This is a genomic window from Dokdonella ginsengisoli (assembly GCF_042652785.1).
GTDB lineage: Bacteria > Pseudomonadota > Gammaproteobacteria > Xanthomonadales > Rhodanobacteraceae > Dokdonella_A > Dokdonella_A ginsengisoli.
In genome coordinates, this window is the sequence record NZ_JBHSHD010000003.1 from 208,560 (window position 1) to 221,482 (window position 12,923).

Annotated in this window: 8 protein-coding genes and 1 pseudogene; 7 read left to right on the top strand and 2 right to left on the bottom strand. The window is 72.4% G+C overall.

All coding sequences use genetic code 11. The annotated features are described in order from the left end of the window. Nucleotides 1-39: 39 nt before the first annotated feature. From rnk to ACFO6Q_RS03090, 3 genes are all read left to right on the top strand, one after another. Nucleotides 40-456: a nucleoside diphosphate kinase regulator gene (gene rnk, locus ACFO6Q_RS03080; protein WP_380019045.1), complete on the top strand. Its 417-nt coding sequence runs from the start codon at nt 40-42 to the stop codon at nt 454-456. A gap of 86 nt (nt 457-542) precedes the next feature. Beyond that, on the top strand, nt 543-2,951 hold the full coding sequence (locus ACFO6Q_RS03085; RefSeq protein ID WP_380019046.1) for a winged helix-turn-helix domain-containing protein: 2,409 nt from the start codon (nt 543-545) through the stop codon (nt 2,949-2,951). A gap of 146 nt (nt 2,952-3,097) precedes the next feature. Beyond that, entirely contained in the window at nt 3,098-4,516 is a 1,419-nt protein-coding gene (locus ACFO6Q_RS03090) for a hypothetical protein (RefSeq protein WP_380019047.1), read from the top strand. 194 nt (nt 4,517-4,710) lie between these two features. On the opposite strand, the gene ACFO6Q_RS03095 is transcribed toward ACFO6Q_RS03090, so the two are convergent. Further along, nucleotides 4,711-7,050 (bottom strand): hypothetical protein, encoded by a 2,340-nt coding sequence (locus ACFO6Q_RS03095; protein ID WP_380019048.1) that lies wholly within the window; start codon nt 7,048-7,050, stop codon nt 4,711-4,713. 281 nt (nt 7,051-7,331) lie between these two features. Between ACFO6Q_RS03095 and ACFO6Q_RS03100 the strand changes: the two genes are divergently transcribed. Further along, on the top strand, nt 7,332-7,850 hold the full coding sequence (locus ACFO6Q_RS03100; RefSeq protein WP_380019049.1) for a hypothetical protein: 519 nt from the start codon (nt 7,332-7,334) through the stop codon (nt 7,848-7,850). Nucleotides 7,851-7,886: 36 nt separating this feature from the next. Here the strand turns inward: ACFO6Q_RS03100 and ACFO6Q_RS03105 are convergent, their stop codons facing one another. Then, on the bottom strand, nt 7,887-9,977 hold the full coding sequence (locus tag ACFO6Q_RS03105) for a tetratricopeptide repeat protein (RefSeq protein WP_380019051.1): 2,091 nt from the start codon (nt 9,975-9,977) through the stop codon (nt 7,887-7,889). Nucleotides 9,978-10,283: 306 nt separating this feature from the next. On the opposite strand from ACFO6Q_RS03105, the gene ACFO6Q_RS03110 reads away from it, so the two are divergent. The 3 genes and pseudogenes from ACFO6Q_RS03110 to hisD form a co-directional block, all read left to right on the top strand. Further along, complete coding sequence (locus tag ACFO6Q_RS03110) at nt 10,284-10,649, top strand: YerC/YecD family TrpR-related protein (protein ID WP_380019053.1); 366 nt, start codon at nt 10,284-10,286, stop codon at nt 10,647-10,649. Next, nucleotides 10,643-11,539, top strand: coding sequence for an ATP phosphoribosyltransferase (hisG, locus tag ACFO6Q_RS03115; RefSeq protein ID WP_380019293.1), 897 nt, complete (start codon nt 10,643-10,645; stop codon nt 11,537-11,539). The genes ACFO6Q_RS03110 and hisG overlap by 7 nt, the downstream gene beginning before the upstream one ends. After that, nucleotides 11,536-12,861 (top strand): annotated as a pseudogene (hisD, locus tag ACFO6Q_RS03120) (histidinol dehydrogenase); the annotation flags it as partial. The gene hisG and the pseudogene hisD, both read left to right, overlap by 4 nt. Nucleotides 12,862-12,923 lie beyond the last annotated feature (62 nt).

Below are 12,923 nucleotides of genomic sequence, written 5' to 3' on the forward strand. Positions count from 1 at the left end.
GTCGAATCATTCGCAGCGATCCACTCGCACGGAGCACCCATGAACACCGCAACACCCCCGATCGTCATGTCCAGCCTCGACCTCGAACGCATCGAAGCCCTGCTCGACGCGCCGGCGCATCGCCATTTCCCGGGCCTGGAAGCGCTGCGCGCGGAGATCGCGCGCGCCTCGGTCGTCGAACCGGAGCAGATGCCGGCCGACGTCGTCACGATGAACTCGACCGCCCAGGTCGTCGACGAGAACAACCACGAGGAATACGAGCTGACCCTGGTCTATCCGCGCGAGGCGGACGGCGATCCGGGCAAGGTCTCGGTGCTGGCGCCGGTCGGCAGCGCGATCCTCGGCCTGCGCGTGGGCGATTCGATCCGCTGGCCGATGCCGGGCGGACGCGAGGCCGCGCTGCGCATCGCGGCGATCCGCTACCAGCCGGAAGCGGCCGGCCACCTGCACCGCTGAAGAAGATCCGCGCGGCGGCGGGAACGCGCGCGGCGCGAGCACCCGTCCACGTTCCGCCGCCGCGCGAATGACGCGATACTGGCGTGATGGCTCGCATCCACCGCTTCGGGGAATTCCAGCTCGACCCGGCCACGCGCGAACTTCGGCGCGGCGGCGTGCCGGTGCCGGTGCCGCCGCGCGCGTTCGACTGCATCGTCTACCTGGTCGAGCACCGCGACCGCGCGGTCGGCCGCGACGAGCTGATCGCCGCGGTCTGGGGCAAGGCCGACATCACCGACGGCATGCTCGGCCAGACCGTGCTGTCCGCGCGCCGCGTGCTCGACGACACCGGCAAGGAGCAGCAGTACATCCGCACGGTGTTCCGCTTCGGCTACCACTGGGTCGCGCCGACCGAGGTCGCCGACGAGATGCAGGAGCGCCCGCCCGAACCGGCGGCGGCGCCCGAGCCGGTTCCGGCAGCACCGACGCAGACGGACGCGCCGGCGGCGACCGTGCCGGAAATCCGATCGCCGGACTCGCGGCGTGCGGCCCGGCGAATCGCGCTGGCCGCGGCGGCGCTGATCGTACTGGCCGCCGCGTTCTGGATCGCCTGGCAGCGCATGCACGGGACCGCCTTGCCGCCGGCGCCATCGGCAACCGAAGCCGGCAGCCGCGTCGCGCTGGTCCTGCCGGTGGCGACCAGCGCCGGCGCCGGCTACGACTGGGTGCGGCTGGGCGTGATGGATCTGATCGCGGCCCGGCTGCGCGCAGCCGGCGTGCCGGTGGTGCCGAGCGACAACGTGGTCGCGCTGACCGGCTCGCATGCGGACGCCGCGCGCCGCGGCGACTTCGCCGCGCTCGCCCGCACCGCCGGCGCCGGCATCGTCATCGACGCGCGCGCGGAGGAGAGCGGCGGCCGCTGGCGCGTTTCCCTGCGCATCGTGCACGGCGAGCATGCGTCGGCGAGCGCGACCGGCGAAGCCACCGACGTGCTCGCCGCCGCACGCATCGCGGCGGACCGGCTGGCGCAGCAGCTCGGCTACGCGCCGGCCGTCGACCGCGGCAGCGGCGCCGACACGCAGGCGCTGGCGAACCTTCTGCCGCAGGTCGACGCGGCGATCCTCGGCGAACGTCTGGACGCGGCGCGCGCGCTGCTCGAAGGCGCCGGGGCGGCGCAGCGCGAGAATCCCGAGGTGCGCATGCGCCTGGCGCAGATCGACCACCAGGCCGGCAACCTCGACGCCGCCGAAGCCGGCTACAAGGCGATCGCCGCCGCGGTTTCGGCCGAACGCGATCCGGTCCTGCACGCGCGCGCACTCAGCAACCTCGGCGTGATCGCCGCACAGCGCGACGACAACGAGCTGGCCGAGCAACGCTTCGACCAGGCGATCGCGCTGCTGCGCCGCGAACAGGCGCCGGACGCGCTGGGCAAGGCGCTGAACGGGCGCGCCGCGCACTACGGCGCGATCCAGCGCACCGACGCCGCGCTCGCCGACCTGTCCGAGGCGCGCGTGGCCTTCGAGAGCGCCGGCAACCTGCTTGCGCTGGCCGTGCTCGACTCCAACCTCGGCGCGCTGGACATGCTGCGCGGCCGCTACGCCGAAGCGCAGGCCGCGTTCACGCGCTCGGCCGACCGCTTCGCCACGTTTGGCGCGCAGGCGATGGAGCTCAACGCGCTGACCGCGGTGGCCGAACTCAAGCTGGCCCAGCTGGAGCCGGACCAGGCGCTGGCGCTGGACGCACGCCTGCGCCAGCTCGTCGGCCAGGTGTCCGATCCGGCGCGGCAGCGCAACGGCGAGCTGACGCGGCTGCAGGTGCTGGCCGCGAACGGACGCCTGCGCACGCTCGACGACGACCTCGCGCGCGTGCTGGAGGCGGCCCGGCGCGACGACGACCGCGTCGCCCTGGCGCGCGGCGCGACGCTCGCCGCCGAACGGGCGCTGGCGCGCGGCGACGCGCGCACGGCCGCCGACGATGCCGATCTCGCCGAGCAGCGTTTCACCTCGGTGGCCGACGATCCGCACGAGCGCGCCCGCGTCGGCCTGCTGCGGGTGCGCGCACACCTGGCCGCCGGTCACGCGGCCGCCGCCGCGGATGCGCTCGCCGCGCTGAGCGCCTTCGCCGAACGCAACGGCTCGGCCACCGCCCGCTTCCACGCGACCCTGGCGCGCGCCGAAGTCGCCGCCGCGAATGGCGACGACGCAAGCGCCGGCAAGACCTATGCACAGGCGCTCGGCGAGGCCGACGCCACGCGCATCCCGCTGGACCTGCGCGAGGCGGCGCGCGCCTACGCCGGCTGGCTGGTGCGCAGGAACGAGCTGGCCCAGGCCGGCGCGGTGGCCGAGCGCGTGTCGATCTGGGCCGCGCGCGACTACGAATCCGCCGTCCTGCAGCTGCGCGTCTACCACGCGCTGGGCGAGCCGAACCTGTGGCGCATCGCCCTGACCCGCGCCCGCGCGCTGGCCGGCGATCGCGAGATTCCGGCCGACCTGCTGATCGCGCCCGCGCCGCGCTGAGCGCAGGCTTCCGCGGCACCGCCGAACGCAATCAGGCACTTGCAGGCCCATTGATGCGAATCGAATGCGGCCTTGACGAGTCTTTCATGCATCCGTTGCGACCCGCGGGCAGCCTCGCCGCGGCGTTTCCACTCGGAGAATTCTCGATGTCGTTGCGAAATACCCTGCTCGGCGCGGCCGCTTCCTTCGGCCTGCTGGCGAGCCTGCCCGGTTCCGCCGCCGATGGCGTGATCGACCCCGGCTTCGGCGCCGATGGCGTCGCCATCCTGGCGCTGGACGACATCGAGGGACGCGAGCTGCGCACGCGCGCCGCGCTCGTGCAGCCCGACGGCAAGCTGCTGTTCGGTGGCTCGCGCAACAAGTTCGTGCCGACCGCGCCGTTCGATCCGCACGTGCGCGCCACCCTGATGCGCCTGAACGCCGACGGCAGTCCCGACGCGGACTTCGTCGACGCCGCCGGCATTGCGGGGCTGATCGTGCTGCCCGACCTCGTGCCGGGCGACCAGATGCAGACCATCGAGGACATCCGCCTGCTCGCCGACGGCTCGATCCTCGCCGCCGGCAGCGCGGAGGCGTTCGGACCGCTCGGCGGCTTCGTCGTCAAGCTCGACGCGAACGGCGCGCTCGACCCGGTCTTCGGCAGCGACGGCCTGGTGGTGCTGCCATCCACGTATCTGCACGCGCTGGCGGTCGACGGTCAGGGCCGCATCGTCGCCGCCGGCGAACGCGTGACCTCGGGCCAGTACAGCAGCCTGGTGGTGCGCCTGAACGCGGACGGCAGTCCCGATTCCAGCTTCGGCCCGGCCGCCGACGGCAGCGCCGTGATCGAATGGGACGGCGTCGAAGGCCAGGCCGGCTATCTGACCTCGCTGGCGCTGACGCCGGACGATCGCGTCCTCGTCGCCGGCCAGTACGAAGCCTACGGCCAGGGCATGGGCGGCGACTTCGCGATCGCGCGCCTGGACGCCGACGGACTGCCCGATGCGGGGTTCGCCGGCACCGGCTGGCGCGTATTCCACATCCCAGACCATGCCTCGACCTTGAACGGCGTCAACAAGCTGCTGCTGCAGCCCGAAGGCAGCGCCGTGTTCGCCGGCTACTACGACGCGGGCGAATCCAGCCTGCACCTCGTGCTCGGCCGCATCGGCGCCGACGGCGCTTCCGACCCGGCGTTCGGCGCCGCGACCACGCCCGGCTTCCAGACCATCCCGCTGGTGCCCGACGCCTGGAACCGCTACGCGACCGGGCTCGTGCGTCAGGGCGACGGCAAGCTGCTGGTCGGCGTCAGCTACGCCACGCCGGTCGGCCGCGAGAACTATCTCGCCCTGCGCGTCTCGCCGACGGGCCAGCTCGATGCGGACTTCGCCGACGGCGGCGTGTTCGAGGCCGACCTTGCACCGGACGGCGTCTACAGCGACGTCGGCGCCCTCACCCTGCTGCCGGACGGACGCCCGATCCTGGCCGGCGCGGTGATGCGCGACACCAACTCGCCGCTGGTCGACCTCGCCGTGCTGCGCCTGAGCAACGACAGCGTCGACCGCCTCTTCGCCGACGGCTTCGAATAGACGGCGCCGATCCGGCCCCGGCCGGTGCGAGCCGGGGTCGGAGACGGGGAAATCGTGACGTCGAAAAAGATTCGGCCGCGCCGTGCGGTTGCACGACGCGGCCGACGAGTCCCGCGTTCCTTCGCGGATTCCTTCTCGATCCCGCCAGTGGCCATCCCCTCGGCGGGACGGCGGCCGGCTGCCGCTCCTGCGTTCTATTGACGGCGATATTCCACGCCGTACATGAAAGTGTTCGGCTTTCCGGTGGTCGCACCGAGCGTGCCGAAGCCTGCGCCCGTGGGCCACCACGGCCACACGCCACTGCCGTCCCAGTCCGGCTGGCCGAGCGAATAGACGCTCGCGCTGACGAGGCCGAGCGCGTTCAGCGCGTTCAGCTCGTCCGGCGCCGCGCCGTAGTAGGTCACGAAGGTGCGCTTCTCGTTGGCCTTGAGCGTACCGAGCTGCAGGTCGAAGAACGCGCCGAGATCGCCCGGGCCACGGTCGACGAAATCACCCGGGAAGCCGCTGTGCGCGGCGAGCGGGTTCGGCGAATTGAAGCCGTTGTCGTACGAGGCGATCACGAACGGTGCGGCGGAGCCGGCGATCGTGATGTATTCGGAGAACCCGTTCGGCGCCACGTCGTAGTCGACGCCGCGCGAGTAGCGCAGGTCGAGCACCGGCACGCTGCCGATGTTCTCGATCGTCACGGCCACGCGATACAGGAACGGCGTGATCGGCGTCGGGTCGTACTGGTGCGTCACGCGGAAGGTGTTGCCGATCGTCACCGTCGATACCGCCGATGACAGCGTGTAGGAGAAGCTGCCGACGGCCATGTTGACGGTGCCGCTGCAGCGCGAGGTGTAGCCGGTGACGCCGAGGTCCGCGCTGGCCACGCCCCAGCCTTCGCAGGGCGAGCCCGGCGCCGAGGCGTCGGCATTGGTTTCCATCAGGCGCAGGCCGACCAGGGTGGTGCCGTAGCGGCCGCTGGAGGGATTTGGCGGATCGCATTCGACGTTGAGGTAGCCGGTGCTGGACACGCCCAGCTGCACGGTGCCGTTGTCGATGACGCCGGGACAGCGCTCCGGCGGCGGATCGCGTTCGCAGCAGATGCCCTCGCCGTCGGCGTCGAGTTCGCGCACTTCCACGCGCGTGTATTCGGGCAGGCGCAGCACCTTCGGCGAGAAGCGCTTGGCCGGCAGGTCGATCACCGGCGTGCGCGGTTCCCACACCTTCGAGCACATCGTGTTGAACGCGGGATCGGTCTGCACGAAGTAGAAGTCCTGCGGATCGCCGACGCCGTCCCAGTCCTCGTAGGTGCTGCCGGCCAGCACGAAGCGGTCGGACTTCACGTCCATCGCGTACAGGTTCTCCGGCGCCTCGCGCTGCGTGCCGAACAGGCGCGCACCCGGCGGCGAGTTCAGGCCGAGGTCCGCCAGCCTCGCCGACAGCAGGAAGCCGAAGGTCGCATGGCCGCTCAGCGTGCCGGTGACGGCGACGCTGCCGGGGCCGCCGTCGGCGTCGCGCACTTCGGCCACATCGTAGGCGACCACGTTGCCGGCTTCCGGATCCATCCATTCCGATTGCGCCTTGACCGAGCAGCTCGCCGCCGAGAAGCGCGCCGCATAGCCGTCGGCGAGGGCGTCGACGCGTCCGGTCGAGCCGACCAGCACGGTCTCGCCGCGGTAGTTGCCGAGGCTGAGCGGCGTGACGCCCTGGAAATCGGTGTTCTCGCCCTTCTGGCCGAGGATCGCGTTGCACACCGGCGTGCCGCCTCCGTCGACGCGGAACATCAGCGCGCGGCGATCGCTGTTCCAGGTGCCGGCGTCGGCCGCCGATCCGCCGACCACGAGGTCGGTCGGCGCGCCGCTGGCGGCCAGGTTCTCGGTGACCGCGCGGAAGCGCAGACCGAACGCGATGTCGCTGCGGCTGTAGGCCTGGCTCCAGGTCACCGCACCGGCGGCCGTCAGGCGCGCGATGCGGCCGAAGCTCGAACCGCTGCGCGGATCGGTCACCTCGTCGCCGACCACGATCAGGTCGCCGAAGGGTGCCGGCGCGCCGCGGTCGACCGACTGGATGATGTCGTAGCCGGCGGCGCGATAGTCTTCCTTCTGGTTCTGCAGCAGCGTCGCCCAGGCGACCTTGCCCTCGCAGTCGATGCGCATGACGTAGATGAAGACGCCCGGATCGCGCAGGACCGAGCCGGTCAGCGCGAAGCCGGTGCCGTCGTTCAGCTCGACCACCGCGTTCGCGCTGGTCTGCTTGCTGCCGTTGACGCTGTAGCCGCGCTGCCAGAGCGTGGTGCCGTCGTCGCGGATGCGCGTGGCCAGCGCCTGGGTGGTGCCGTCCGGCAGCGCACGCGTGCCGACGAGGATCGAACCGCCGTCCGGGCAGAACTTGGCGGCCTTGACGTCCTGGCCGTCGTCGCGCATCTCCGCCTGACCGTAGTAGCTTTCGAAATTGACCGCCTGCGCGGCCGGCGCCACCGTGGCCAGCAGCAGCACGCTCAGACGGAGCCAGCGCCGCTCGCGCGAGAAACTGGGGATCGTGAAGTTCATCGGGAGAACCTCGTCGGGATGCCGCGTGGAGGAGCACGAAACGGTCCGCCCATCAGGCCAGCAACGCGCCGGCGATCCAAGGAAGATACGGGGACGAAACCGGGACGCGGCAGGAACGGATGGGCAGGCGCGTGGATGCGATCGCGCGGCGGCGCGCGACATGACTCCTTCCGCGACAAGGCCTTAGCCGCGATCGATTCCCTTTTTCAGCCCGCGAATCCACTGGACGCCCGAAGCGACGCCTTCCTAAGATGGACGGACATCACACTTCGGAGACTCGCATGCGCAGGGGCTTGTGCAGCATCGCCTGGATCGGCGCGTTCGTCGCAACGACGGCCGGCGCACACGGAATGGCCACCACCAGCGTCTGCGGCGAAGCCCGCCAGCGCCAGGTCGCGCAGTTCCATTTCACCCAGGCGCAATTGACCGACTACGAGCATTGCATCAAGCAGCAGCAGTCCTCGTGCGCGAACGTGCCGCTGGACGGGCCCGGCCAGGCCACCGGCGGGCTGACCGAGTGCCGGCCGCAGTACTGCACCGAGGTCGCGCTGAATCTGCCGACGCATTCGTTGAACGGCCCGGTCTACACGACGATGAGCTGCGGTGTCGTCGACGACGCCTGGGGCCGCGCTGCGCACATGGCGGCGGACTACTGCGCCGCCCAGTCGCCGACCGGCAGCGCGACGTCGCAGGTGCTGTCGCCCGCCACCTTCCTCGACCCGAGCTATCACCACTCGCTGTACTCGGCCGACCAGGGACTGAGCGGTATCTGCGTGCAGTGCGTGGAGCCCACGCAGTAGCGGCCGGATCCGACAGCCGCCCGCCAAGCGGGCGCCTCACACCAGCGCGCGCAGCCGCGTGTACGCCAGCACTGCATCGACGCGTCGCTGCAGATCCGCGCGCTGCGGCTCGTCGAGCTCGCATTCGGCGAGCACGAAGTAGCCCGAGCGCAGCACGTCGCGCCAGCGCGGCAGGCTCGGCAGCCGGGCGAGGCTGAGGTAGCGATCCATCGCTCGCGCGCGCAGGCGGCCGTCATCGACGGTGACGCGCCAGATGCGGCTCTTCTCGGCCAGCTCGAGCCGGCCCAGTCCCGTACTGCGCTCCCAGGCTTCGACCACCGCCAGCATCAGCTCGACCAGCGCACGCCGGAACCCGCCCTGCGCATCGGCCTCGCCGGTGCCGGGGGCGACGTCCAGCGTCGGCGGCGCCGCGCTCTCCACGACGGCATCGGCCTGGCGCAGGCCGACGATGACCAGATCCGGGTCCTGCTCGGCCGGCGCGAGGTGCAGGGCGAGCCGGTCCGGCGCGCCGGCGACACTCGCCTCCAATCGCTCGGCCGCCTGCGACTCTTCGAGCCGCTCGAACGCGGCGGCGAACGCGGCAGCGGCATCGGGCGCGAGCGCCTCGGCGAACGGCCGGCCGACCACGGCGGCGTGGCTGCGCCCGAGCAGACGGCAGGCGTCGCCGCTGGCGGCGACGATCATTCCGGCCGCATCGAGCACCAGCACCGCATCGTGACGGCTGTCCAGCGCTGCCTGCAGCAGGCGGCGGTCGAATACGAGATCGGCCGCAGCCCGGCGATGCTGTTCGACCGCTTCCGCCAGCCGCGCCGCATGGGCGACCTCGGCCAGGCGCGCGCGCTGGCGGCGGCGATAGAGCAGCAAGGTCAGCGCCAGCAGGCCGGTGGCGGACGCCGCCGCCGTCAGCCACAGCACGGTGGTGCGCTGGCGGATCGTCAGCGCACGCAGATCGTTTTCCGCCGCGAGCGCGGCGATGGTGCGATCGCGTTCGGCCGTCTCGAAACGCGTGCGCAGCCAGCGCAGCTCGCTGTCGTAGGCGGCCTTGCGCCGGGCGAGATCGGCCTGCTGGAACTCGCGCAAGCTCGACAGCGCGGCGGGCAGATCGCCGGCCGCCTCCTCGCTGCGCGCCAGTTCGTCGAGCAAAGCCGGTCGCTCGGCGTCATCGGTGGCCAGCTGCGCCAGCGCCTGGCGCAACTGCGTCGCCGCTTCGGCCGGCTTGCCGCGCAGGCGTTCCGCCGCCGCGGCCTGCAGCACCAGCGGCGCAGGCGGCTGCACGCCCAGCTCGGCGGCGAGCGCAAGGCCACGCTCGCTCCACTGCGCCGCCGCGACCGCATCGCGGCGTGCGGCCGCGGCGCGCGCGAGACCGGCGTAGACGCGCAGCCGATGCGGCTGCGCGCCGCCGTTCGTGTAGAGAGTCATGGCTTCCTGCAGCAGCGCTTCGGCGCGTTCCGCCTCGCCGTCGTCGAGCGCGAGCACGCTCAGGCTCTCCAGCGTATGCGCCTCCTCCAGCGCATCGCCCTGGCGGCGGTACGCGGCGAGCGCCTCGTCGTAGTACTTGCGCGCCTGCGCCGGTTCCTGCAGATCGCGGTAGACGTCGGCGATGTTGTTGAGCACCGGCCCGATCGTGTCGATGCCGGCGCGGCGGTAGATGTCCAGGCTCTTGAGCAGGGCCTCGAGCGCGCGCCGGAAATCGCCCAGGCGGCGCAGCGCGCTGCCGACGTTCTTCCAGCTCTTGGCCTCGGCCAGCGCGTCGCCGTGATTGGAAGCGATGCCGAGCGCGCGCTCGAACAGCTTCAGCGATTCGACGATCTGCTCCTGGTAGTACGCGAGCACGCCGCGGCGACGCGTCAGCTCGTAGTCGATGCGCCAGTCCGTCGAGCCGGCGGAAAGCACTTCCACGCAGGCGAAGGCCGCCGCCGCCGCGGCGAAATGGCCGGACTTGATCTCGCCCTCGCTGCGCTCGAACAGGGTGGTGATCGCGGCCTTGCGCGCCGTCTCGTCGAGCGACCGTGCGTAGGCGGGCGGGCAGCTGGCGGCGAGCGCGGCCTGCGTGGCGTCCTGCTCGGTAACGGCGTCGGCGGCGACCGCCCGCAGCACGAACATGCTCAGGAAACCGGCGACGAACACGGCGATCCAGCGCCTCCGCCCCTTGCGGCAGGCCGTCGAGCCTGCGCGAACCTCGCCTCCACACCGCCGACCGGGACGCCCCTCGCGCCACGGAGACGGCGGCCGGCCGCAACCGTACGGCATTCGCACTTGCACCTGGATGTCCCCCATCGCCCGAAGATAACACCGCCGTTCGTGCGCGGGCAGCTTCGCGACACTCAGCCGCGCCCGGCAGCGGCCTCCCGCCATGCCCGCCCCGGCTCCCGCTTGACCGCGGGCAGTCGGCCGGCTACAGTCAATCTACTAACGCATTAGTACATCAACGCAATGAAACGACGCCATCTCCAGCCCGAAGTCGATTCCGAACGCGCCGAACGCTCGCTGTGCGAGGCGCTGCTGGCGCTGCGCAGCGTCGAGGAAGTGCGCGCCTTCCTCGCCGATCTGTGCACGCCGGCCGAGCGCGAGGCGATGCGCGACCGCTGGAGCGTGGTGCCGCACCTGATCGCCGGCGAGCCGTACTGGCAGATCCACGAAGCGACCGCCGTCAGCATCACCACGATCGGCCGCGTCGCGCGCAGCCTGGAACAGGGCGCCGGCGGCTACGCGCTGGTCGCCGCGCGCCTGCAGGCCAAGCCGCGCGGCGCACGCGCGCCGGCAAGGCGCAGCGCCGTCGCGCGCAGGGCCGCATCGTGAGCGCCGCGCCCGACCGCCTGCGCATCGCGGTGCAGAAGTCCGGCCGCCTCGCCGAGGCCTCGCTCGGCCTGCTGCGCCGTGCCGGGCTGGCCTTCCGCGCCAGCCGCGACCACCTCTTCCTGTACGGCGAGAACCTGCCGATCGACGTGCTGCTCGTGCGCGACGACGACATTCCCGGCCTGCTCGTCGAAGGCAGCTGTGAACTGGGCATCGTCGGCCGCAACGTGCTGGTCGAGCAGCGCCTCGCCGGAGCCGGCGCGCCGGCTCCGCAGGAACTGCTGCCGCTCGGTTTCGGCGGCTGCCGCCTGTCGATCGCGATCCCGCAGTCCGGTGCGATCGCGCAGACCTCCGATCTCGACGGCCTGCGCATCGCGACCTCGTATCCGGCCCTGCTCGCCGACTGGCTCGCGCGCAGCGGCCTGAAGGCCGAAGTCGTCGTGCTGAACGGCTCGGTCGAGATCGCCCCGCGTCTGGGCAAGGCCGAGGCGATCTGCGATCTCGTCTCCAGCGGCGCGACCCTCGCCGCGAACCAGCTGCGCGAACTGGTGACCGTGTTCGACAGCCAGGCCGTGCTCGCCTCGAGCCCGCGCGAACCGACCGCGGCGAAAGCGGTGCAGATCGAGCGCCTGCGCGCGCGCATCGCCGGCGCGCTGTCGGGCGACGGCGCGCGGCTGGTGCTGCTGCAGGCACCGCGCGCGGCACTGCCGGACATCACGCGCCTGCTGCCCTCGCGCGACCTGCCGAGCGTGCTCAGCCTCGACGGCCGCCCCGACGACATCGCCGTGCAGGCGCTGTGCAGCGCCGCGCTCGACTGGCAGCATCTGGAGGAACTCAAGCGCCTCGGCGCACGCAGCCTGATGGTGCTCAACGTGGAGCGCATGCTGGCATGAACGCGCGCGCGGACGTGACGCCGGCCTGGCGCCGGCTCGACTGGGCGTCGCTGGACGAAGCGCAGCGCCGCGACGCGCTGGCGCGCCCGCGCCCGGTGCGCGACGCGGCGCAGGTCGACGCCGTGCGCGCGATCCTCGCCGACGTGCGCGAGCGCGGCGACGCCGCCCTGCGCGACTTCACGCGGCGCTTCGACCGCTGCGAGCTTTCGTCGTTCGAGGTCGGTGCGGACGAATTCGACGCGGCCGAGGCGGAAGTCGAGGCCGAGGTGCGCGACGCGATGCGCCGCGCGATCGCCCGCGTCGAGGCGTTCCACGCCGCCCAGCTGCCGCACGACCTGCGCGTGGACACCGCGCCCGGCGTGCGCTGCGAGCAGGTCGTGCGCGCGATCGGCCGCGTCGGCCTGTACGCGCCGGCCGGCAGCGCGCCGCTGCCCTCGACCGTGTGGATGCTGGCGGTTCCGGCACGCCTAGCCGGCTGCGCAGACATCGTGCTGGCGACGCCGCCGCGCGCCGACGGCCGCGCCGATCCGGCGATCCTGGTCGCCGCGAAACTGTGCGGCGTGACGCGCGTGCTCAAGCTCGGCGGCGCGCAGGCGATCGCCGCGCTTGCCTACGGCAGCGAATCGGTGCCCCGCTGCGACAAGCTGTTCGGCCCCGGCAACGCCTGGGTCACGCTGGCCAAGCTCGAAGTCGCGGCCGATCCGGACGGTGCGGCGATCGACATGCCGGCCGGGCCGTCCGAAGTATTGATCGTCGCCGACGACAGCGCCGACCCCGCCTTCGTCGCCGCCGACCTGCTCGCGCAGGCCGAGCACGGCGCCGATTCGCAGGTGCTGCTGGTCAGTCCCGGCGCCGAGCTGATCGCCGCGGTCGAGGTCGCCGTGGCGAAGCAACTGGAAACCCTGCCGCGACGCGACACCGCCGCGGCCGCGCTCGCGCACGCGCGCCTGATCGGCGTGCGCGACCTGTCCGAGGCGATCGAAGTGTCCGAGCGCTACGCGCCCGAGCACCTGATCGTGGCCACGCGCGAGGCGCGCGCGCTGCTGCCGCGCCTCGGCCGCGCCGGCAGCATCTTCCTCGGCCACTACACGCCGGAAACCCTCGGCGACTACTGCGCCGGTCCGAACCACGTGCTGCCCACGCTCGGCTTCGCGCGCGCGATCGGCGGCGTCGGCGTCGACAGCTTCCTGCGCCGCGTCAACGTGATCGAGGCCGACACGGCCGGCATCGCCGCGATCGGTCCGGAAGCCGCGGTGCTCGCGCGCGCCGAGCGGCTCGAAGCGCATGCGCGTGCAATCGACCTGCGCCTGTCCGCGCGCGCCGGTCTCCCTCTCCCGCCTGCGGGAGAGGGCCGGGATGAGGGCAATCGGAACGATGCGCTTTA

What these genes read in the sequence shown, in the direction of transcription:
- rnk (WP_380019045.1), top strand. Translation starts at nt 40, where the DNA reads ATGAACACCGCAACACCCCCGATCGTCATGTCCAGCCTCGACCTCGAA.
- ACFO6Q_RS03085 (WP_380019046.1), top strand. Translation starts at nt 543, where the DNA reads ATGGCTCGCATCCACCGCTTCGGGGAATTCCAGCTCGACCCGGCCACG.
- ACFO6Q_RS03090 (WP_380019047.1), top strand. Translation starts at nt 3,098, where the DNA reads ATGTCGTTGCGAAATACCCTGCTCGGCGCGGCCGCTTCCTTCGGCCTG.
- ACFO6Q_RS03095 (WP_380019048.1), bottom strand. Translation starts at nt 7,050, where the DNA reads ATGAACTTCACGATCCCCAGTTTCTCGCGCGAGCGGCGCTGGCTCCGT.
- ACFO6Q_RS03100 (WP_380019049.1), top strand. Translation starts at nt 7,332, where the DNA reads ATGCGCAGGGGCTTGTGCAGCATCGCCTGGATCGGCGCGTTCGTCGCA.
- ACFO6Q_RS03110 (WP_380019053.1), top strand. Translation starts at nt 10,284, where the DNA reads ATGAAACGACGCCATCTCCAGCCCGAAGTCGATTCCGAACGCGCCGAA.